This window comes from Streptomyces sp. NPDC001709, from assembly GCF_053596375.1.
This window is the reverse complement of sequence record NZ_JBSFGB010000025.1, coordinates 1-18,054: the sequence shown is the minus strand read 5'-3', so window position 1 is coordinate 18,054 and position 18,054 is coordinate 1. Positions and strand designations below refer to the sequence as shown.

Annotated in this window: 22 protein-coding genes and 4 tRNA genes; 9 read left to right on the top strand and 17 right to left on the bottom strand. The window is 70.8% G+C overall.

The features are described from left to right. Positions 1–11 precede the first annotated feature (11 nt). The 3 genes from nusG to ACWC0C_RS31030 form a co-directional block, all read right to left on the bottom strand. Positions 12–878, bottom strand: a complete 867-nt coding sequence (gene nusG, locus ACWC0C_RS31040) for a transcription termination/antitermination protein NusG (RefSeq protein ID WP_449196304.1) — start codon at positions 876–878, stop codon at positions 12–14. Between the two features lie 80 nt (positions 879–958). Beyond that, a complete protein-coding gene (gene secE / locus ACWC0C_RS31035; protein WP_450867376.1) occupies positions 959–1,246 on the bottom strand; it encodes a preprotein translocase subunit SecE in 288 nt (95 codons plus the stop codon). A 106-nt stretch (positions 1,247–1,352) separates the two neighbouring features. Beyond that, positions 1,353–1,425: transfer RNA gene (locus tag ACWC0C_RS31030), tRNA-Trp, on the bottom strand. 264 nt (positions 1,426–1,689) lie between these two features. On the opposite strand from ACWC0C_RS31030, the gene ACWC0C_RS31025 reads away from it, so the two are divergent. Together ACWC0C_RS31025 and ACWC0C_RS31020 are read left to right on the top strand one after the other, a co-directional pair. Further along, on the top strand, positions 1,690–2,916 hold the full coding sequence (locus ACWC0C_RS31025) for a pyridoxal phosphate-dependent aminotransferase (protein WP_450867375.1): 1,227 nt from the start codon (positions 1,690–1,692) through the stop codon (positions 2,914–2,916). Positions 2,917–3,044: 128 nt separating this feature from the next. Further along, positions 3,045–4,085, top strand: coding sequence for an adenosine deaminase (locus ACWC0C_RS31020; RefSeq protein WP_450867373.1), 1,041 nt, complete (start codon positions 3,045–3,047; stop codon positions 4,083–4,085). Between the two features lie 130 nt (positions 4,086–4,215). On the opposite strand, the gene ACWC0C_RS31015 is transcribed toward ACWC0C_RS31020, so the two are convergent. Beyond that, complete coding sequence (locus ACWC0C_RS31015; protein WP_450867372.1) at positions 4,216–4,827, bottom strand: TetR/AcrR family transcriptional regulator; 612 nt, start codon at positions 4,825–4,827, stop codon at positions 4,216–4,218. A 104-nt stretch (positions 4,828–4,931) separates the two neighbouring features. Here ACWC0C_RS31015 and ACWC0C_RS31010 point away from each other — a divergent pair, with 104 nt between their 5' ends. Next, complete coding sequence (locus ACWC0C_RS31010; RefSeq protein ID WP_450867371.1) at positions 4,932–5,564, top strand: NAD(P)-dependent oxidoreductase; 633 nt, start codon at positions 4,932–4,934, stop codon at positions 5,562–5,564. A gap of 36 nt (positions 5,565–5,600) precedes the next feature. Here the strand turns inward: ACWC0C_RS31010 and ACWC0C_RS31005 are convergent, their stop codons facing one another. The 9 genes from ACWC0C_RS31005 to ACWC0C_RS30965 all read right to left on the bottom strand — a co-directional run bounded on the left by ACWC0C_RS31005 (position 5,601) and on the right by ACWC0C_RS30965 (position 11,528). Further along, complete coding sequence (locus ACWC0C_RS31005; RefSeq protein ID WP_450867369.1) at positions 5,601–6,656, bottom strand: UDP-N-acetylmuramate dehydrogenase; 1,056 nt, start codon at positions 6,654–6,656, stop codon at positions 5,601–5,603. Positions 6,657–7,189: 533 nt separating this feature from the next. Further along, positions 7,190–7,579, bottom strand: a complete 390-nt coding sequence (locus ACWC0C_RS31000) for a DUF3291 domain-containing protein (RefSeq protein WP_450867367.1) — start codon at positions 7,577–7,579, stop codon at positions 7,190–7,192. Positions 7,580–7,614: 35 nt separating this feature from the next. After that, positions 7,615–9,201 carry a DHA2 family efflux MFS transporter permease subunit gene (locus ACWC0C_RS30995; RefSeq protein WP_450867365.1) on the bottom strand — a complete coding sequence of 529 codons (1,587 nt, stop codon included), beginning with the start codon at positions 9,199–9,201 and terminating at the stop codon, positions 7,615–7,617. A gap of 112 nt (positions 9,202–9,313) precedes the next feature. Next, positions 9,314–9,883: a TetR/AcrR family transcriptional regulator gene (locus ACWC0C_RS30990; RefSeq protein ID WP_449196313.1), complete on the bottom strand. Its 570-nt coding sequence runs from the start codon at positions 9,881–9,883 to the stop codon at positions 9,314–9,316. Between the two features lie 145 nt (positions 9,884–10,028). Continuing rightward, entirely contained in the window at positions 10,029–10,457 is a 429-nt protein-coding gene (locus ACWC0C_RS30985; RefSeq protein ID WP_449196314.1) for a MaoC family dehydratase, read from the bottom strand. Between the two features lie 7 nt (positions 10,458–10,464). Continuing rightward, positions 10,465–10,917: an FAS1-like dehydratase domain-containing protein gene (locus ACWC0C_RS30980; protein ID WP_449196315.1), complete on the bottom strand. Its 453-nt coding sequence runs from the start codon at positions 10,915–10,917 to the stop codon at positions 10,465–10,467. Between the two features lie 164 nt (positions 10,918–11,081). Continuing rightward, positions 11,082–11,246: a 50S ribosomal protein L33 gene (rpmG, locus tag ACWC0C_RS30975; RefSeq protein ID WP_003948671.1), complete on the bottom strand. Its 165-nt coding sequence runs from the start codon at positions 11,244–11,246 to the stop codon at positions 11,082–11,084. Positions 11,247–11,336: 90 nt separating this feature from the next. Beyond that, positions 11,337–11,409, bottom strand: a tRNA-Met gene (locus tag ACWC0C_RS30970). A gap of 46 nt (positions 11,410–11,455) precedes the next feature. Then, positions 11,456–11,528, bottom strand: a tRNA-Thr gene (locus ACWC0C_RS30965). Between the two features lie 301 nt (positions 11,529–11,829). Between ACWC0C_RS30965 and ACWC0C_RS30960 the strand changes: the two genes are divergently transcribed. From ACWC0C_RS30960 to ACWC0C_RS30950, 3 genes are all read left to right on the top strand, one after another. Next, positions 11,830–11,958: a hypothetical protein gene (locus tag ACWC0C_RS30960; RefSeq protein WP_450867362.1), complete on the top strand. Its 129-nt coding sequence runs from the start codon at positions 11,830–11,832 to the stop codon at positions 11,956–11,958. A 205-nt stretch (positions 11,959–12,163) separates the two neighbouring features. Continuing rightward, positions 12,164–13,429 carry an amidohydrolase family protein gene (locus tag ACWC0C_RS30955; RefSeq protein WP_449196316.1) on the top strand — a complete coding sequence of 422 codons (1,266 nt, stop codon included), beginning with the start codon at positions 12,164–12,166 and terminating at the stop codon, positions 13,427–13,429. 297 nt (positions 13,430–13,726) lie between these two features. Then, entirely contained in the window at positions 13,727–14,383 is a 657-nt protein-coding gene (locus tag ACWC0C_RS30950) for an NAD(P)H-binding protein (protein WP_450867360.1), read from the top strand. A 134-nt stretch (positions 14,384–14,517) separates the two neighbouring features. On the opposite strand, the gene ACWC0C_RS30945 is transcribed toward ACWC0C_RS30950, so the two are convergent. From ACWC0C_RS30945 to ACWC0C_RS30935, 3 genes are read right to left on the bottom strand one after another with little or no spacing between them, the layout of a single operon-like run. Beyond that, the gene (locus ACWC0C_RS30945; protein ID WP_399077419.1) at positions 14,518–14,730 is read right to left on the bottom strand and encodes a hypothetical protein; all 213 of its coding nucleotides are present in this window, start codon (positions 14,728–14,730) and stop codon (positions 14,518–14,520) included. A gap of 41 nt (positions 14,731–14,771) precedes the next feature. After that, on the bottom strand, positions 14,772–14,996 hold the full coding sequence (locus ACWC0C_RS30940) for a hypothetical protein (RefSeq protein ID WP_449196318.1): 225 nt from the start codon (positions 14,994–14,996) through the stop codon (positions 14,772–14,774). A 44-nt stretch (positions 14,997–15,040) separates the two neighbouring features. Beyond that, the gene (locus tag ACWC0C_RS30935) at positions 15,041–15,394 is read right to left on the bottom strand and encodes a DUF6233 domain-containing protein (protein WP_449196319.1); all 354 of its coding nucleotides are present in this window, start codon (positions 15,392–15,394) and stop codon (positions 15,041–15,043) included. 173 nt (positions 15,395–15,567) lie between these two features. Between ACWC0C_RS30935 and ACWC0C_RS30930 the strand changes: the two genes are divergently transcribed. Further along, a complete protein-coding gene (locus ACWC0C_RS30930; RefSeq protein ID WP_450867357.1) occupies positions 15,568–16,050 on the top strand; it encodes a carboxymuconolactone decarboxylase family protein in 483 nt (160 codons plus the stop codon). 259 nt (positions 16,051–16,309) lie between these two features. Then, the gene (locus ACWC0C_RS30925; protein WP_450867355.1) at positions 16,310–16,804 is read left to right on the top strand and encodes a hypothetical protein; all 495 of its coding nucleotides are present in this window, start codon (positions 16,310–16,312) and stop codon (positions 16,802–16,804) included. 297 nt (positions 16,805–17,101) lie between these two features. On the opposite strand, the gene ACWC0C_RS30920 is transcribed toward ACWC0C_RS30925, so the two are convergent. Continuing rightward, positions 17,102–17,183: transfer RNA gene (locus ACWC0C_RS30920), tRNA-Tyr, on the bottom strand. A 224-nt stretch (positions 17,184–17,407) separates the two neighbouring features. On the opposite strand from ACWC0C_RS30920, the gene ACWC0C_RS30915 reads away from it, so the two are divergent. Beyond that, positions 17,408–17,896, top strand: a complete 489-nt coding sequence (locus tag ACWC0C_RS30915; RefSeq protein WP_073940588.1) for a YajQ family cyclic di-GMP-binding protein — start codon at positions 17,408–17,410, stop codon at positions 17,894–17,896. Positions 17,897–18,054: the final 158 nt, after the last annotated feature.

Below are 18,054 nucleotides of genomic sequence, written 5' to 3'. Positions count from 1 at the left end.
CGCCGAAGGTGTCAGTTCTTCTGGATCTGGTCGAAGGACAGCTCGACCGGCGTCTCGCGACCGAAGATCTCCACCAGGCCCTTGACCTTCTTCGAGTCGGGGTTGATCTCGTTGATGGTCGCCTGCAGCGTGGCGAACGGGCCGTCGGTGACGGTGACCGAGTCGCCGACCTCGAAGTCCAGCACCTGGACCTCGACCTTGCGCTGCGGGGCGGGCTTGCCCTCGGCCTCGGCGGCCTCGCGGGCGGCCTTCTCCTCGGCCTCCGGGGCGAGCATCTTGACGATCTCGTCCAGCGTCAGCGGGTACGGGTCGTAGGCGTTGCCGACGAAGCCGGTGACGCCCGGGGTGTTGCGGACGACGCCCCAGGACTCGTTGGTCAGGTCCATGCGGACCAGGACGTAACCGGGCAGCTTGTTCTGCTTGATCGTCTTGCGGTCGCCGTTCTTGATCTGGACGACCTCTTCCTGCGGCACCTCGGCCTGGAAGATGTAGTCCTCGACGTTCAGCGAGACGGCGCGCTGCTCCAGGTTGGTCTTCACGCGGTTCTCGTAACCGGCGTAGGTGTGGATGACGTACCACTCGCCGGGCAGGGTGCGCAGTTCCTCGCGCAGGGCCTGGACGGGGTCGACGGGCGCGGCCGGCTCTTCCTCGGCGGCCTCGGCGGCGGCCTCCTCGGCAGCCTCTTCGGCCTCTTCCTCGGCCTCGTCGTCCTCGACGTTCAGGGCAGCCTCTTCGGCCGGCTCCCCCGCCTCGGCCTCGGCAGCCTCGAACTCGTCCTGCTCGTCCGCGCCCTCGACGATGTCGCGCTCGTCGTCCACCATCTCGGCAGCGGTCCCGCGAGGCTCGATGGCGTCGTCGTTCAGGTTCGGGTCAGACACGATGGCTGCTTCTTCCTGGATACATAGGGGTGGAACATGCGAAAACGGGCGCCGGTGCCACGGCGCCCTTCGCTCTTGGCTCAGCCGAAGACGTACTTGGCCGCGTGGTTGAGCCCATAGTCAATCACGGTCACCAGCGCGATCATGATGGCCACGAAGAAGATCACCACGGTGGTGTACGACGTCAGCTGATTGCGCGTCGGCCAGACGACCTTGCGGAGCTCCGCGATGACCTGGCGGTAGAAGGTGGCGAGGCGCTTCAGCGGGCCCTTCTTGGCGCGCTTACCGCCCTTGCGGGCCTTCTTTTTGGACTCGGATACCTCGTCCTGGGCATCAGGCGTGTCGATGGAGCCCACGGCGTCCGTCATAGTCCTCACCTGATCCCGGGTCATGGCCGTGCCGCGCCCGGTTCCAGAGCCGCACGGCGGTGCATTGCAGTACGTACATGCGCACACATCCTGGCGGTGTGTGTAGCAGGGCCGGAGGGACTTGAACCCCCAACCGCCGGTTTTGGAGACCGGTGCTCTACCAATTGAGCTACGACCCTTTGTGTGTCCCCCCAAACGTACCGCATCCGGACGGGTGCGCGGTGTGCACCCATTTCGGCGGCGGCTGCTGAAGGCCAACGAGGTGTGAGTGTACGTGGTCCACGGCCCGGCGTCGAACAGAAAGCGCCCCTCCGAAGCCACTTGACCAAAGATCGTCCTGGCCGCGGGCCGAATTCGGACCCGTGTTCATGCCTCGACCCCTGACTGTTCAGTCTGTGAAACCCGCGTGCCGGGGGTATTTCCGGTCTGGAACGATGGGCTCCATGAGCGCTGCAACCTCTCCCACCGAGCGCCGGGTCTCCGCCCGAGTCGGCGCGATCTCCGAGTCCGCCACCCTCGCCGTGGATGCCAAGGCCAAGGCCCTGAAGGCCGCCGGGCGTCCGGTGATCGGCTTCGGCGCCGGCGAGCCCGACTTCCCGACCCCGGACTACATCGTCGAGGCGGCCGTCGAGGCCTGCAAGAACCCCAAGTACCACCGCTACACCCCGGCCGGCGGCCTGCCCGAGCTGAAGGCCGCGATCGCCACGAAGACGCTGCGCGACTCCGGCTGGGAGCCCGACGTCTCGCAGATCCTCGTCACCAACGGCGGCAAGCAGGCCATCTACGAGGCGTTCGCCGCGATCCTCGACCCGGGCGACGAGGTCATCGTCCCGGCGCCGTACTGGACGACGTACCCGGAGTCGATCCGCCTCGCGGGCGGTGTCCCGGTGGAGGTCGTCGCCGACGAGACCACCGGCTACCGCGTCACCGTGGAGCAGCTGGAGGCGGCGCGCACGGAGAAGACGAAGGTCGTGCTCTTCGTCTCCCCGTCCAACCCGACCGGCGCGGTGTACTCCGAGCCCGAGACCGAGGCGATCGGCCGCTGGGCGCTGGAGCACGGCCTGTGGGTGCTCACCGACGAGATCTACGAGCACCTGGTCTACGGGGACGCCGCCGCCGTGTCCCTGCCGGCGCTGCTGCCCGAGCTGCGCGACAAGTGCATCGTGGTCAACGGCGTGGCGAAGACGTACGCCATGACCGGCTGGCGCGTGGGCTGGGTCATCGGCCCGAAGGACGTCGTCAAGGCGGCGACCAACCTGCAGTCGCACGCCACCTCGAACGTCTCCAACGTGGCCCAGGTGGCCGCCCTGGCCGCCGTCTCCGGTGACCTCGAGGCCGTGGCGAAGATGCGCGAGGCCTTCGACCGGCGCCGCAAGACGATCGTGCGGATGCTCAACGAGATCGACGGCGTGCTGTGCCCGGAGCCCGAGGGCGCCTTCTACGCCTACCCGTCGGTCAAGGCCCTGCTCGGCAAGGAGATCCGCGGCAAGCGCCCGCAGGACACGGTCGAGCTGGCCGCGCTGATCCTGGAGGAGGCCGAGGTCGCGGTCGTCCCGGGCGAGGCCTTCGGCACGCCGGGCTATCTGCGGCTGTCGTACGCGCTCGGCGACGAGGACCTCGTCGAGGGCGTGAGCCGGATGCAGAAGCTGCTGGCGGAGGCGCGGGACTGAGCGGTCCATTTTTGGACGAGGGGCCACCTACGAACGTTCGTAGGTGGCCCCTCGTTCGTTCGTGCGAGCAAGACCACGTTCAGGGAAACGGCTACCGGGAATTCGGGGACGTACGGCAGGATCCTCCAATGGAGCGTGTACGTGATGTCTCTGAGCTGCCGAAAGCCCATCTGCACCTGCACTTCACCGGCTCGATGCGACCGGGCACCGTGCTGGAACTGGCCGACAAGTACGGCGTACGACTGCCCGACGCCCTGACGGACGCACTGACCAGCGGCGAACCGCCGAAGCTGCGGGCCACGGACGAGCGGGGCTGGTTCCGCTTCCAGCGGCTCTACGACGCGGCGCGCTCCTGCCTGCGCGCACCGGAGGACATCCAGCGCCTGGTCCGGGAGGCCGCCGAGGAGGATCTGAAGGACGGCTCGGGCTGGCTGGAGATCCAGGTGGACCCGACGTCGTACGCGCCCAGGCTGGGCGGTCTGATCCCGGCCCTGGAGATCATCCTGGACGCCGTGGACACCACGTCCCGGGAGACCGGGCTCGGCATGCGCGTGCTGGTCGCCGCCAACCGCATGAAGCACCCCTTGGACGCCCGCACCCTGGCCCGCCTCGCCGTGCGGTACGCGGACCGGGGCGTAGTCGGTTTCGGGCTCTCCAACGACGAGCGGCGGGGCATGGCGCGGGACTTCGACCGGGCCTTCCACATCGCGCGCGAGGGCGGTCTGCTGTCGGCCCCGCACGGCGGCGAGCTGACCGGCCCGGCCTCGGTGCGCGACTGCCTGGACGACCTGCACGCCTCGCGGATCGGGCACGGGGTGCGCGCGGCGGAGGACCCGCGGCTGCTGAGGCGGCTGGCCGACCGGGGGGTGACCTGCGAGGTGTGCCCGGCCTCGAACGTGGCGCTCGGCGTGTACGAGAAGCCCGAGGACGTGCCGCTGCGCACGCTCTTCGAGGCGGGCGTCCCGATGGCCCTCGGCGCCGACGACCCGCTGCTGTTCGGCTCCCGGCTGGCCGCGCAGTATGAGATCGCCCGGCACGCCCACGGCTTCTCGGACGCCGAACTCGCCGAGCTGGCTCGGCAGTCGGTGCGGGGGTCGGCCGCCCCGGAGGCGGTCAGGGCGCGGCTGCTGGCCGGGGTCGACGACTGGCTGACTCGCCCGGCCGTCTGAAGAGCGCATACGTGGTGTGCCGCAGCTCGGGCCACTGGCTCGTACGGACCTCTCCCGAGCCGGATCTCGCGCAGTGTCGGCCGCATACGGGTCCGGCCCGGAGGCGCTTGTCATGACCCCGGCGTAAAGCTCATGCGGATGCGGGCGCAGCGGAGATTCCGGCCAGCAGCGTCCTGGCGAGCCGCGCGGCGAAGTCGTCGACCGGCGGCCGCTCCCCCGTCTCCGTCGCGTCGTAGGCGAACGCGCGCTGTGCGCACGCGCCCAGCAGCAGGGAGGCGGCCGCGAAGGTGTCGGTGTCGGCGCGGACGCGGCCGGCGGCCTGTTCGGCGCGGAGGTAGGCGTCCAGGTCCTGGATGGGCCGGTGCGGGCCGGAGCCGAGCTTGCGCAGGGCGTCGTAGTGGCGCTGCTTGAGCTGGGACTCGGCGTACAGGGAGGCGGCGATCGGGAAGCTCTGCTCGTAGAAGAGCGCGGCCTGGCGGGCGATCTCGGTGAGGTTACCCTCCACGGTGCCCTGCCCCGGTTCGGCGGCAAGGCTGTTGAGCAGCGGGGTGAGCCGGGGCAGCCGCTCGCGGAGCACGCGCACGAACAGCTCCTCCTTGCTGTCGAAGTACTTGTAGAGGGCCGCTTCGGAGCACCCGGCCGCGCGGGCGATCTCCTTGGTGGTGGCGCGGGCGAGTCCGACGGTGAGCATGAGCTCGTGTGCGGCATCGAGGATGCGGACACGCGCCGGCTTCGACTCCATGGGATGTCCAATCGGGCTTGACGGGTGGGTGAGTGCTTACCCACTCTAGAGGGAGCAGGGGTGAGTGAATACTCACCCACCAACCCGAGCCCGGGAGCACACTCATGAACCTCACCGTTTTCGGCGCCACCGGCGGCATCGGCCGGGAGATCGTGCGGCAGGCGCTCGGCGCCGGCCACCGGGTGACCGCCGTGGTCCGCGATCCGGCCCGGCTCGATGTCACGGGCGACGCGCTGGAGGTGTTCCGCGCCGACCTGAGCGACCCGGAGGAGCTGCGTGCCGCCGTCAGGGGCCGGAACGCGGTCCTCTCCGGCCTGGGCGCACGCACCCGCAAGGACGCCGGGGTCGCCACCCGGCTGACCCGTACGGTCCTGCGCGCCATGGAGGCGGAGGACGTACGACGGCTGCTCGTGGTCAGCGCCGGTCCGGTCGGCCCCGCCCCCGAGGGCGACGGCGCCCTGGACCGCACCGTGCGCGGCCTGGTGGGGGCCATCCTCAAGGACGTCTACACCGACCTGGGCGAGATGGAGGCCGAGCTGGCCCACAGCACCACGGACTGGACGTCCGTACGGCCGCCCCGCCTGCAGGACAAGCCGCTCACCGGCCGCTACCGCACCGTGGTCGGAGGCTTCCCGCGCAAGGGCCGCTTCATCGCCCGCGCGGATGTCGCCCACGCGATGCTGGCGATGATCGACGACGACGGGACGGTGAAGCAGGGGGTGGGGGTGGCGTACTGACCGGGTACGGCCGGGCGCCGCACCCGGTGGCTACGGCTACAGGCTGACGCCGACCGTCACCGGCTCGTTGACGAGCGTGATCCCGAAGGCCTCGCGGACGCCGGCGACCACTTCACGGGCCAGCGCCAGCAGGTCCTCGGTGGTGGCGCCGCCCCGGTTGGTGAGGGCGAGGGTGTGCTTGGTGGAGATACGGGCCGGCCCGGTGCCGTAGCCCTTGGTGAAGCCCGCCCTGTCGATCAGCCAGGCCGCCGAGGTCTTCGTACGGCCCTGACCCGCCGGATAGGCGGGCGGCTCCACGCCCTCCCCCAGCCGCTCACGCACGCGCGTGTGGAACGCGGCGAACTGCTCGTCGGTGAGGATCGGGTTGGTGAAGAAGGACCCCGCCGACCAGGTGTCGTTGTCCTCGGGGTCGAGGACCATGCCTTTCCCGGCGCGCAGCTTCAGCACGGTCGCGCGGGCCTCCGCCAGCGGCACCCGGTCGCCGGGCTCGACGCCGAGCGCGCGGGCCGCCTCGGCGTACTTGACGGGTGCGGACAGCCCGCCCGCCTCCTCCAGCGCGAAGCGGACGCGCAGCACGACGTAGCGCTCGAGGTCCGCCTTGAAACGGCTGTGGCGGTACGAGAAGGCGCACTCCTCGTTCGTCAGCGTGACGGTCTCCCCGGCGCGCCGGTCGTAGGCGATGACCTCGGTGATGGTGGAGGAGACCTCCTGGCCGTAGGCACCCACGTTCTGGATCGGCGTGGCGCCCGCGGATCCCGGGATGCCGGCCAGGCACTCGATGCCGGCGAGCCCGGCCTCGACCGTGCGGGTGACGGCGTCCGTCCACACCTCGCCGGCCGCCAGCTCCAATGTCGTGCCGCGCAGTTCGACACCACGCGTGGCGATGCGCAGGGCTGTGCCGTCGAACCCCTTGTCGCCGATGACCAGGTTCGATCCGCCGCCGATGACCAGCAGCGGCGTCCCGCTGTCATCGGCCTCACGGACGGCGGCGATCACCTCGGCATCGGTCACCGCGGTGACCAGCCGCGTCGCGGGACCGCCGAGACGGAAGGTGGTCAGCGGGGCAAGGGGGGCGTCGTGGAGTACCTGCACGCGCCCAAGACTACGAGACGGCTCCGACAGCACCCCATCCGCACGGGGGCGGCTGCGGAGCCGTGCGGCGGCGATTCCGCGCTGTGCCGGGGGCGATTCCGCGCTGTGGCGGGGGCGCGGTGAAATTCCTCGCCTCGTTGGGAGGGCGCCGGGCCCTTGCCCGGGTGGGCGAGCGCGGGGGCCTTGCGCGGGTGGGCGGGCGCGCGGGCCTTGCCCGGGTGAGCGGGCGCGGGGTCTCGTCTGGCCAGGCGGACGCAGGGGGCGGGGCCTCACTAGGCGAGGCGGGCGCGAGGCTTCTCCGCCGGAGGGACGGGGCGGGTCGACGGGGAGTCGTTGCGGCACGGTGCCGCCCTCGCTCCGGGCCGAGCCGTCCGTGGGGCGACGAGAGCGCCCTTGCGGCGTGCCGCCCTGGGCGGCCCCTGCCGGCACTCCTGACCGGCTGTACGCGCGTGGACGCCTGACACACGTGTACGCGCGCGTGGACGAGTCTCGAAGTCCACGCGCGCGTACAGGGCGTACAGCCGGCCGGCGGTCTACGTCAGCCGCCGTTCCGCCTCCTCCCACCTCACCGGCAGCTGGTCGCCGAAGGTCTGCCAGGTGGCGAACTTGGCGTCGCGCATCTGGGAGGCCAGTGCGCGGGAGGTGGGCCGGTGGGCACCGGAGTGGGCGAAGGACTTCAGCGCGTCGGCGGACTCCCAGGCGGACAGCGTCCAGAAGGTCCGCCGCAGGGGCTGTGCCTTGAGGGAGGCACCGTAGGCGCCGGGCGCCCGGCCGATCTGCCGCCACACGGCCGGGGTCCGGGCGAGGAAGCGGAGGGCGCCCCACAGGGACCGGGTCTCGAAGCGCGAGGCGAAGACGTGCACCTCGGCGCCCTGCGGCGGAGTGTTCGGCACGATCCAGGGAAGAGCGGGAAGGGCGGGCATCACGACCTCCTTGTGGCGAGGTTCCGGCTCGGGCTTCAGCGGGCGGTGGTCTCCAGAGCGGCGGTCGCCGAAGCGGCAGCCGTCGAAGCGCCGGTCTCCAGGGCACCGGCCTCAGCGGCGTCGGCCTCGAAGGCCCGAGCCTCAGCGGCGTCGGCCTCGAGGGCCCCGGCCTCGGAAGTACCGGCCTCAGGTGCGTTTGCCGGAGCCTCCCCGTCCACCACGGCGACCTGGGCGGCCGCCCGCCGGGCCGGGATCACCAGGGCCGCGACCGCGGCGAGGGCGACCACCGCCGAGCCGGTGACCAGGGCGGGCCGCAGGCCGTCCACGAAGCTCTGCGCGCTCTCGTAGCCGCCCTGCGCGGAGAAGATCGACGACATCACCGCGATACCGAGCGCACCGCCCACCTCGCGCAGCGCGTTGTTCGCACCGGAGGCGATGCCCTGCTCCTGCGGGCGGACGCTGGACATCACCAGATTGGCGGCCGGTGCGAAGTACAGGGCCATGCCGACCCCGCTGATGATCAGGGCGGGCAGCTGGACGACGTAGGAGGCGTCCGCGGTGGCCACGGCGGCCATGTAGCCGAGACCGACGGCCTGCAGGAACAGGCCCACGGCGACGACCGGGCGGCCGCCGATGCGGTCGGAGAGGATCCCGGCGACCGGCGCGACGAGCATCGGCATACCGGTCCACGGCAGCATCCTGAGGCCCGCCTCGGTCGGCGAGTAGCCGAGCACGCCCTGCATGTACTGGCTGAGCAGGAAGATCGAGCCGAACATGCCGACGAACATCAGCAGACTGGCCGCGTTGATGCCGGAGAAGGCGCGGGAGCGGAACAGCCGCATCGGCAGCATGGGGTTGGCCGCGCGGGAGCTGTACAGGATGAACCCGACCAGCAGCGCGGCGCCCGCGAACAGCGCGGTCAGGACCAGCGTGGCGGTCCAGCCGTCGGCGGGGCCGCGGACCAGGCCGTACACGATCCCGAAGAGTCCGCCGCTGGCGAGCAGCGTGCCGGGGATGTCGAGCCGGGCGCCGGTGCCGTAGGACTCGGCGAGACGCAGACGGGCGAGCGGCAGCACGATCAGGCCGAGCGGAACGTTCAGCCAGAAGATCCAGTGCCAGGAGACATGCTCGGTGAGGCTGCCGCCGATGAGCGGTCCGGAGGCGACCGCGAGGCCGTTGACGGCGCCCCAGATTCCGTACACCATCCCGCGCTTGGCGGCGGGCACGGCCGCGGTCAGCAGGGTCAGCGTGAGCGGCATCATCACGGCCGCGCCGACGCCTTGGACCGCGCGGGCGGCGATCAGGGAGCCGATGCCGGGTGCCATGGCCGCGGCGGCGGAGGCGCCCGTGAAGACGGCGAGCCCGGCGATGAAGAGCCGCCGGCGCCCGAAGCGGTCGCCGAGCGCGGCACCGAACATCAGCAGGACGGCGAAGGTGAGCGTGTAGGCGCTGACGGTCCACTCGAGGTCGTCCAGCGCGCCGCCAAGATCCTTGCGTATGGAGGGCAGGGCGGTGGTGACGACGAGGTTGTCGAGGGCCGCCATGAATCCGGCGACGCTGGTGATGACGAGGGCCCAGGCGGCGCTTCCGCGCGGTGTGTCCGGTCCGGTCTGCTGTGACATGTCTCCCCCAGAGAGCGATCTCTAGTTAGTTATTGATGACTAACTTTTACGGCCATGCTTTTGCGGCCACGAAAGAGGCCATGAACGGAGGCGGGGCAGCCGCCTCGTCGCGCTACTTCTCCAGCCGCCCGGTGTTCCGGGCCGACGGGTACATCCCCTGCCAGACCCGGTGTTCGGGCGGAAACCCCATGGCGGCGAGGGTGTTGATGAGCATTCCGTACGCCAGGAACGTCGTGGTCTCGCCGTCGTCCGCCCCCAGCGGCAGGTGAACGGTGTCCCAGAGCTTCATCCAGGCGGCCCGCACGGCCTCGCCGAACTCGTGGTCACCCTCCGCCTCGGCCGCCGCGACCGTGATGTACGTCTGCATCTGCATCTGCAGCTTCTCGGGCTGCTCCGTGATCAGCCGCACATAGGCGTTCGCCATGGCATGCAGGGCCTCCTCGCCCTCCATCCCCTCCGCCGCCTCCTCGAAGACCCGGCAGGTGTCCTCCACGCACCGGAGCGACGCGGCTGCGAAGATCGCCTTCTTGCCGGCGAAGAGCCGGAAGAGGTACGGCTGCGACACACCCACGCGGGTCGCGATCGCCTCGGTGGAGGTGCCGTAGAAGCCCTTCTGCGCGAACTCCGCGATCGCCGCGCGAATGACGCTCTCGCGTCGCTCTTCTGCGCTCATCCTGACCATGGGAAGTAAGTTAGTACTCAATCACTAACTTCGCAAGCCCTCTGGGCGCCGACAGACAAGAGGCCCCACCAGGGAGGCGCCGGGCATAGGTAAGGGGCGCTCCGCCATGGAGGACGCCCCTTACCTTGGCACGTTGTGCGGGCCGTCAGGCCAGTCGTACGACCGCCCGGGACATGCCCAGCACCTTCTGGCCGGCGCTGGTCGCCGTCAGGTCCACGCGCACGGTGTTGTCGTCGAGCTTGGCCGCGACCTTGCCGCTGACCTCGATCAGTGCGCCCTGGTCGTCATTCGGCACGACGACGGGCTTGGTGAAGCGGACGCCGTACTCCACGACCGCCCCCGGGTCCCCGGTCCAGTCGGTGACCACGCGGATCGCCTCGGCCATGGTGAACATGCCGTGCGCGATGACGTCCGGCAGCCCGACCTCCTTGGCGAACTTCTCGTTCCAGTGGATCGGGTTGAAGTCCCCGGAGGCACCCGCGTAGCGCACGAGCGTGGCACGGGTCACGGGGAAGGTCTGCGCCGGCAGCTCGGTGCCGACCTCGACGTCGTCGTACGCGATCTTCGCCGTCATCAGGTCCTCACGCCTCCTCGGCCGCGCGGGCCACGAGCTTGGTCCAGGCGGTCACGACGAGCTCGCCCGCCTCGTCGTGCACCTCACCGCGGATGTCCAGGATGTCGTTGCCCGCGAGGGACTTGATCCCCTCGATGGTGGAGGTGACCGTGAGCCGGTCGCCGGCGCGCACCGGGCGGCCGTAGGCGAACTTCTGGTCGCCGTGGACCACGCGGCTGTAGTCGAGGCCGAGCTGCGGGTCCTCGATGACCAGACCCGCGGCCCGGAAGGTGATGGAGAACACGAACGTCGGCGGGGCGATCACATCGGGGTGGCCGAACTCCTTGGCGGCCTCGGGGTCCGTGTACACCGGGTTGGTCTCACCAACCGCCTCGGCGAACTCACGGATCTTTTCCCGGCCCACCTCATAGGGCGCGGTGGGCGGGTAGGTCCGTCCAACGAAGGACTGGTCGAGCGCCATGGCCCGGCACCTCCTGATGTCTGTTGCGATGGCCCCAAATTAGCCGGAGCCCGACCCGGAAATGTGCCAGGGCGGGTGGGGACCCAGCCGGTGAGCCGGTGAAACGCCGCGAGGCCGCCCCCTCGGAAGGGGACGGCCTCGCGTACGAGCCTGTTTAGCCCTGTTTAGCGCGTCTCGCGATGCGCAGTGTGCGCGTTGCAGCGCGGGCAGTGCTTCTTCATCTCAAGACGATCCGGGTTGTTACGCCGGTTCTTCTTGGTGATGTAGTTCCGCTCCTTGCACTCCACGCAGGCCAGCGTGATCTTCGGGCGGACGTCGGTGGCAGCCACGTGAGTGCTCCTAAGACGAACGGATGGACTAATTCAACGCAAGAAAGAGTAGCCGATCGAAGGACCGACCCCGCAATCGGCTACTGTGTGTAGCGGTGACCGGACTTGAACCGGTGACACAGCGATTATGAGCCGCTTGCTCTACCGACTGAGCTACACCGCTGTGATGCGATCGGGTCCCGCCCTTCGACGGGAACCTCTCACACCAGAGCCCCAAAACGGAATCGAACCGTTGACCTTCTCCTTACCATGGAGACGCTCTGCCGACTGAGCTATTGGGGCGAGCGATGAAGACATTACACGGTCCGCCGCCGTTCACCCAAATCCGTATCCGGCGGCCCATCGCGACCTCCACCCCAGCCTTCGCAGCGGCCTCGTGAGCCGCAGGGGTGGGCGGCCGGAGGCCAGTTGGAGGAGGCCGGGCCGGACAGGTCCGCTCGCGTGCGTAGCGCAGCACCGGACCGGGTGCGCGCGGCGGGGCACGCGCGCGTGAGCGTCGTCGGGGACGTCGTCGGGGAGAGGGAAGCGGGGGGCACGCGCGCGTGGGCGTCACCGGGGAGAGGGGGAGCGGGGGCACGCCCGCGTGGCCGTCGCCGGGGAGGAGAAGGGCCGGGGGCACGCCCGCGTGGCCGTCGCCGGGGAGGAGAAGGGCCGGGGGCACGCCCGCGTGGCCGTCGCCGGGGAGGGGGAAAGCGGGGGCACGCCCGCGTGAGCGTCGTCGGGGAGGGCGTGTGGCCACGCGGGTGGGCGACACGTGTACCACCAAGGGCGGACCACGCCGGTACGACTATTGCGCTCCTGCGCACCCCGTGCGGCTCGCCACCCTAGGCTCGACTTGCTCTGTGTGATCTTGGGGTGCACGCGCCCCGGTTCCTCACGCGGGGCCCCGAGCCAACGAGCCCCGATCCTGGAGCGCGATGCCAGACAGCCAGCCGCAGCCCCACCAGCCGTCGGAGTCCTCGGGATCCTCGGGACAGTCCGACCCGGCCGCCCTGCTGCTGTGCGGGGCGCGGCTGACCGACGGCCGGACCGTGGACGTGCGGCTGGGCGGCGGACGCATCGAGGCGGTGGGCACGGCCGGCAGTCTGGCGCCGGGCCCGGCCCGGACGGGCGCCACGCGCGTGGACCTGAGCGGCTACCTGCTGCTCCCGGCCCCGGCCGAACCGCACGCCCACAGCGACACCGCGCTGTCCGCCGAGCGCCCCGGCCCGGTGTCGTACGCCCCCGAGGACGTCCAGCGCCGGGCGACGGAAGCGGCTCTGCTGCAGCTCGGGCACGGGGCGACGGCGGTACGCGCGCACGTGCGCGTGGGTGACGTCCAGGGGCTCGGCGCACTGAGCGCCGTCCTCCAGGCGCGGCGCTCGCTGCGGGGGCTCGCGGAGCTGACGGCGGTGGCGATGCCACGGCTGCTGACCGGCGCGGCGGGGGCCGACGGGCTGGCGATGCTGCGCGACGCGGTCAAGATGGGCGCCTCCGTGGTGGGCGGCTGCCCGGACCTGGACCCCGATCCCACGGGCTATGTGGAGGCGGTCCTGGAGGTCGCCTCCGAGCACGGCTGCCCGGTGGACCTGCACACGGACGCCTCCGACCCCACCCGGTTGTCCCGGCTCGCGGCCATGGCGGGCGGCTTGCGCCCCGGCGTGACGATCGGGCCGTGCGCCGGTCTCGCCCGCCTGCCCGCCGAGGCCGCCTCACGCGCCGCCGACCAGCTCGCGGCGGCCGGGGTGACGGTCGTGTGCCTGCCCCAGGGCGGGTGCTGCGGCGCCGACCGCCGGGGCACCGCTCCGGTACGGCTGCTGCGCGCGGCCGGGGTGCGCGTGTCGGTCGGCAGCGGCTCGCTGCGCGACGTCTCCAACCCCGTAGGCCGGGGTGACCCCCTGGAAGCGGCCTACCTCCTCGCCTCGGCCCACGGCCTGCGCCCGGAGGACGCGTACGACGCCGTGAGCACCTCGGCCCGCGCGACGCTGGGCCTGCCGGAGATCCGCGTGGAGGCCGGCTTCCCCGCCGACCTCCTGGCCGTACGCGGAGACCGTCTGGCCGGCGCCCTGTCCCTGGCCTACAGCCGGATCGTGGTGCACCGGGGCCGGGTGGTGGCCCGCACGAGCGCGGTGCGCGAGTACTGCAACTCGGTGGCCGCGGCGGAACTCGGATTGCCGCGGCAGGGGCGGGGCGAGTTGTCGTAGGAGGCAGGACGGTTGTCGTGGGGTGGTCCGGGGTGTTGGGCGGTGGGCCCGGGGCTCACACCACACCCGTGCGCCGGGCTTGCGCCTACGTCCGCCCGCCGGGCGCGCGGCCGCGTTTGTGCGCCGAGCGCATGACCCTGAGTGCGCGCCCCGCGCGTGCCCGCGTGTGCCCGCGCATGCTGGGCGCGTGTTGATGTGCCTGAGCCCGGCGCACTGCGGCCATGCCGGTTAACCCGCTGCGGCCATGCCGGTTAACTCGTGCGGCGGATGCGCCCCTCCCGGCGTACGGTCGGAATCATGCGCATTGTCATCGCTGGTGGTCATGGTCAGATCGCGCTGCGGCTGGAGCGCCTGCTCTCCGCGCGCGGGGACGAGGTCGCGGGGATCATCCGCAAGTCCGAACAGGGCGACGATCTGCGGGCGGCCGGTGCCGAACCGGTGCTGCTCGACCTGGAGTCCGCCTCGGTGGAGGAGGTCGCGGCGCACCTGCAGGGCGCCGATGCGGCGGTGTTCGCGGCCGGCGCGGGCCCGGGCAGCGGAGCGGCCCGCAAGGAGACGGTGGACCGCGGCGCGGCGGTGCTGTTCGCGGACGCGGCCGTCCGCGCGCGCGTGCGCCGTTTCGTGGTCGTGTCCTCCATGGGCGCGGATCCCGCGCACCAGGGCGATGACGTCTTCGACGCGTACCTGCGCGCCAAGGGCGAGGCGGACGCGTATGTGACCCGCCAGGAGGCGCTGGACTGGACGATCCTGCGCCCCGGCTCACTGACGAACGACGCGGGTACGGGCCTGGTCCGGCTGGAGGCGCACACCGGGCGGGGCGCGATCCCGCGGGACGACGTGGCCGGTGTCCTCGCGGAGTTGGTGGACACCCCGGCGACGACCGGCCTGACGCTGGAGCTGATCAGCGGATCGACGCCGGTGTCGGTCGCGGTGAAGTCGGTGGCCGGGAACTGAGGCCGGGAGCTGAGGTCGGGAACTGAGGCCGGCCACCGGCCGTTGAACGGTCGAACCCGCCGCCAACCCCTGCGACACCACCCGCTGTCACACCGTCAGACTCCGCAAGCCGCCTCCCCGCACCTCTCCAGGACTCAGAACAGGGGCAGCTGCCCGGGAAACTCCGGTACGGCGTAACCGTCCAACGCCGGCTGGACCGCCCCGAGTTGCGCCTGCTGCCGCGACCCGGCGCAGGAGACGAGTTCCCCGTTCTCCCGTGCCCCGGGCGGGTCGTGCCGTGCGAAGCGGCCCGCGACGACGGCGATGTCACGGCGGCACACGGGACAGGTTCTGCGTCGGGAGGACATGCCGTCAGTGTGCCCGCATCGACGCGGCGGCGACACCGCCGTCAGGTTCGGGTCTCGGCTTCCCAGCGGTCGGGGCCCACCCCGCGCCAGTCGATCAGCGGCGAGTCGGCCACCTGCTCCGGCTCGAGCTCCAGCCCCGCACGGCGCAGGAACTCCACCAGGTCCCGCACGTTGTACGCCAGGCCGAGGATCTCGCCGTCCACCCGGACCCGGCGGCCGCCGGTAGGGGACGGCAGATGCACGACGATGGGGCGCTTCCCGGCCATGGCTCCAGCATCGTCCGGACCACCCGGACCCGCACCCGGACCGTTCATTCCAGAACCCCCAGCATGGTGTCGGGGCGGCACAGCGGGCACGCGGCGACGCCTCCTTCGGTGAGCGCGCGTACCGCCTCGTCCCGGCCGACGCCCTTGGCGCGCCCGCCGGCGCCGGCGCAGCCGCCGGCGTGCACGTACACCGCGCTACGGCCGTTCAGGCCGCGCTCGATCAGCCACTCCGGCGCGGCCTGCCGGGTCGCGAGGCGGTGCTGCCGTTCGGCCTCCCTGCGTTCTTCGTCCGCGATCCACCGGTCCATCAGGGCGAGCTGCCGCGCGGCCTGGTGTTCGACGACGCGGCGGGCGAAACGCAGCATGTCGAGACGCGTCAGCGGACGGTCATCGTTCACACGTTCGATTCTAGTGGTGGGACCGGAAAGTGCGACCAGCAGGATGTGAACGGCGGAGATTGAACGAACCGTCCCGCCCCTTTGAGACGCAGGTCACATTCGCGCCTGTCACAGGATGCGGCGCTGCCCTGTCCAAGAGGGCGTAGCCACCATCGACGACACAGGAGTACACCGTGGAAGCTCGTCTGAACGTCATGGCCAGCCCGGTCGCCGCCAAGGCCATCAAGCACATCATCGCCGCGGGCAGGGCGCTCTCGGAATCGACCGTGCCGGCCTCGACGCGCGAACTGATGATGCTCCGCGCCAGCCAGATCAACGGCTGCGCCGGATGCATCGACATGCACACCAAGGAGGCCACCGCGGCCGGAGAGACAGCGGTACGCCTCCACCTGGTCGCCGCCTGGAGGGAGGCCAAGGTCTTCACCGACGCCGAGCGCGCCGCCCTGGAGCTGACGGAGCAGGGCACCCGCATCGCGGACGCGGCCGGCGGCGTCCCGGACGAGGTCTGGGCGAACGCCGCCAAGTACTACGACGAGGACCAGCTCGCCGACCTGGTGGCCCAGATCGCCGTCATCAACGCCTTCAACCGCGGCAACGTCATCACCCAGCAGCCCGCGGGCGACTACGAGGCCGGCATGGCCGCCAAGTTCCACTGATCGCCCGCCCGCCCACCTGACGCAACGTCAGATCGTGTCGCAGTCAACTCCCTGAGGCGCGGGGCCTGCACGGTTCACCTTTCCGGCCCGCCCACGGGCCACGAACGGCGCAGGAAAAGAAGTCGTAAAGCTCGGCGGCCTGTAAATGTTGAGATGCCCGACGACGGACGAATGTTCCAAAGTCGAACTTCAGCACTAAAGGGGCGGAAGTCCGCGAGGGTGAGATCCGGTACCCGAGCAAAAAGGAGGATTCCCCAGCATGCAACTGGCTGCCCGAACAAGGAAACAGGGGCGACGAGCAAGATGGGGAGCGCGGCTTGCCTGCGCCGGCCTGACCGCTGCGGCGGCAATGGGCGTCGCCGCCGGCCCGGCGTTGGCCGCGGCGGTGTCACCCATGTTCGTGAGCGACAACCCCGACGCCGTCTGCCCCGACGGCTCGGCCGCGGTCCGCCTCGACCCTTCGCAGACCCCGCAAACGTTCACACACAGCATCTCAGGCAACGGAAGCGGCAACGTCACCGTCACCTTCAGCAGCGACCAGACGACGGTCGGCTTCAGCGTCGACCCGAACGGATCCATCGCGGTGGGCCAGGCCACCGTCAAGGGCGGCCCCGACGCCAACCGCTACGTCTACGACAGCGCGGCCGGCTTCAGCAATGGCATTACGTCCGACTCGGGACTCGTCTCCCCCAACAACCCTGGCGGGCAGGTGCCGACAATCAGCCACGTCGACCTCTGCTTCGTCCCCTGCTGAACATCTGACAGCGGCGGGCCCTTAATGCCGATAATGCAGAAGCGGCCCGCCCGCACAGATATCCGCTCCCCCTGATCGCCGAATAGGCCGTGCCCTCCGGCGCACCCCGCGACGCCCGCGGGCCGAAGTGGCAACCGGAGCGCACCCACCCCGCAGTGGTACGGTTCTCCGCTCGGCGCACGCCTTTATGATCTAGGTCACGCCTGCGCCCCACCGCGAGATCACTGCACGATCCCCCTGAACGCCGAAAGGGTCCGCGTCCAGCACTCTCGCTGGTCGCGGACCCTTTCAGTCCAGTGGCGGCGCCAGGATTCGAACCTGGGAAGGCTGAGCCGGCAGATTTACAGTCTGCTCCCTTTGGCCGCTCGGGCACACCGCCTGGTTTTGTTGCCTCGAACCCCGCTCTCGGCGGTGCTCCCCGGCAACGACGTAAACAATACCCGATGCACGGGGGTGCTTCGCCACCCGGTTGATCTCCAGCCCTCGGCTCGTGGGGTGGCTAGGCTGGTGCGGATGCGGCCCGGCACGATGCCGGGCCCGGCGGCCGCCGCCGCGCACGCCGGCACGCACCCGATCCGCACCCGATACAAGGAGCCACAGGACATGGCCGACTCCAGTTTCGACATCGTCTCGAAGGTCGAGCGGCAGGAGGTCGACAACGCCCTCAACCAGGCCGCCAAGGAGATCTCGCAGCGCTACGACTTCAAGGGCGTGGGTGCCTCGATCTCGTGGTCCGGTGACAAGATCCTCATGGAGGCGAACTCCGAGGACCGGGTGAAGGCTGTCCTCGACGTCTTCCAGTCCAAGCTGATCAAGCGCGGTATCTCGCTGAAGGCGCTGGACGCGGGCGAGCCCCAGCTGTCCGGCAAGGAGTACAAGATCTTCGCGTCGATCGAGGAGGGCATCTCCCAGGAGAACGCGAAGAAGGTGGCGAAGATCATCCGTGACGAGGGCCCGAAGGGTGTGAAGGCCCAGGTCCAGGGTGACGAGCTGCGCGTCACCTCCAAGAGCCGTGATGACCTGCAGGCCGTGATCGCGCTGCTGAAGGGCAAGGACTTCGACTTCGCGCTGCAGTTCGTGAACTACCGGTAGGTGAACGCCCAGGACCGCCGCCGGTAGGAGATCGGTGAGAGCGAGGAGGGGGTGGGTGACCCGGCGCCGGGCCGCCCCCCCCCCCCCCCGGGGAAGAGCCCCCCCCCGACGAAGAGACCCACGGTGAGCGACAGGAAGAGGGGAAGAAAAAAAGAAAC

Coding starts and splice junctions, on each gene's coding strand:
- ACWC0C_RS30995 (WP_450867365.1), bottom strand. CDS start 9,201: ATGTCACAGCAGACCGGACCGGACACACCGCGCGGAAGCGCCGCCTGG.
- ACWC0C_RS30955 (WP_449196316.1), top strand. CDS start 12,164: ATGCCAGACAGCCAGCCGCAGCCCCACCAGCCGTCGGAGTCCTCGGGA.
- ACWC0C_RS30985 (WP_449196314.1), bottom strand. CDS start 10,457: ATGACGGCGAAGATCGCGTACGACGACGTCGAGGTCGGCACCGAGCTG.
- ACWC0C_RS30915 (WP_073940588.1), top strand. CDS start 17,408: ATGGCCGACTCCAGTTTCGACATCGTCTCGAAGGTCGAGCGGCAGGAG.
- ACWC0C_RS30990 (WP_449196313.1), bottom strand. CDS start 9,883: ATGGTCAGGATGAGCGCAGAAGAGCGACGCGAGAGCGTCATTCGCGCG.
- ACWC0C_RS31015 (WP_450867372.1), bottom strand. CDS start 4,827: ATGGAGTCGAAGCCGGCGCGTGTCCGCATCCTCGATGCCGCACACGAG.
- ACWC0C_RS30925 (WP_450867355.1), top strand. CDS start 16,310: ATGCAACTGGCTGCCCGAACAAGGAAACAGGGGCGACGAGCAAGATGG.
- ACWC0C_RS31010 (WP_450867371.1), top strand. CDS start 4,932: ATGAACCTCACCGTTTTCGGCGCCACCGGCGGCATCGGCCGGGAGATC.
- ACWC0C_RS30950 (WP_450867360.1), top strand. CDS start 13,727: ATGCGCATTGTCATCGCTGGTGGTCATGGTCAGATCGCGCTGCGGCTG.
- ACWC0C_RS31025 (WP_450867375.1), top strand. CDS start 1,690: ATGAGCGCTGCAACCTCTCCCACCGAGCGCCGGGTCTCCGCCCGAGTC.
- ACWC0C_RS31020 (WP_450867373.1), top strand. CDS start 3,045: ATGGAGCGTGTACGTGATGTCTCTGAGCTGCCGAAAGCCCATCTGCAC.
- ACWC0C_RS30945 (WP_399077419.1), bottom strand. CDS start 14,730: ATGTCCTCCCGACGCAGAACCTGTCCCGTGTGCCGCCGTGACATCGCC.
- ACWC0C_RS31000 (WP_450867367.1), bottom strand. CDS start 7,579: ATGCCCGCCCTTCCCGCTCTTCCCTGGATCGTGCCGAACACTCCGCCG.
- ACWC0C_RS30980 (WP_449196315.1), bottom strand. CDS start 10,917: ATGGCGCTCGACCAGTCCTTCGTTGGACGGACCTACCCGCCCACCGCG.
- secE (WP_450867376.1), bottom strand. CDS start 1,246: ATGACGGACGCCGTGGGCTCCATCGACACGCCTGATGCCCAGGACGAG.
- ACWC0C_RS30940 (WP_449196318.1), bottom strand. CDS start 14,996: ATGGCCGGGAAGCGCCCCATCGTCGTGCATCTGCCGTCCCCTACCGGC.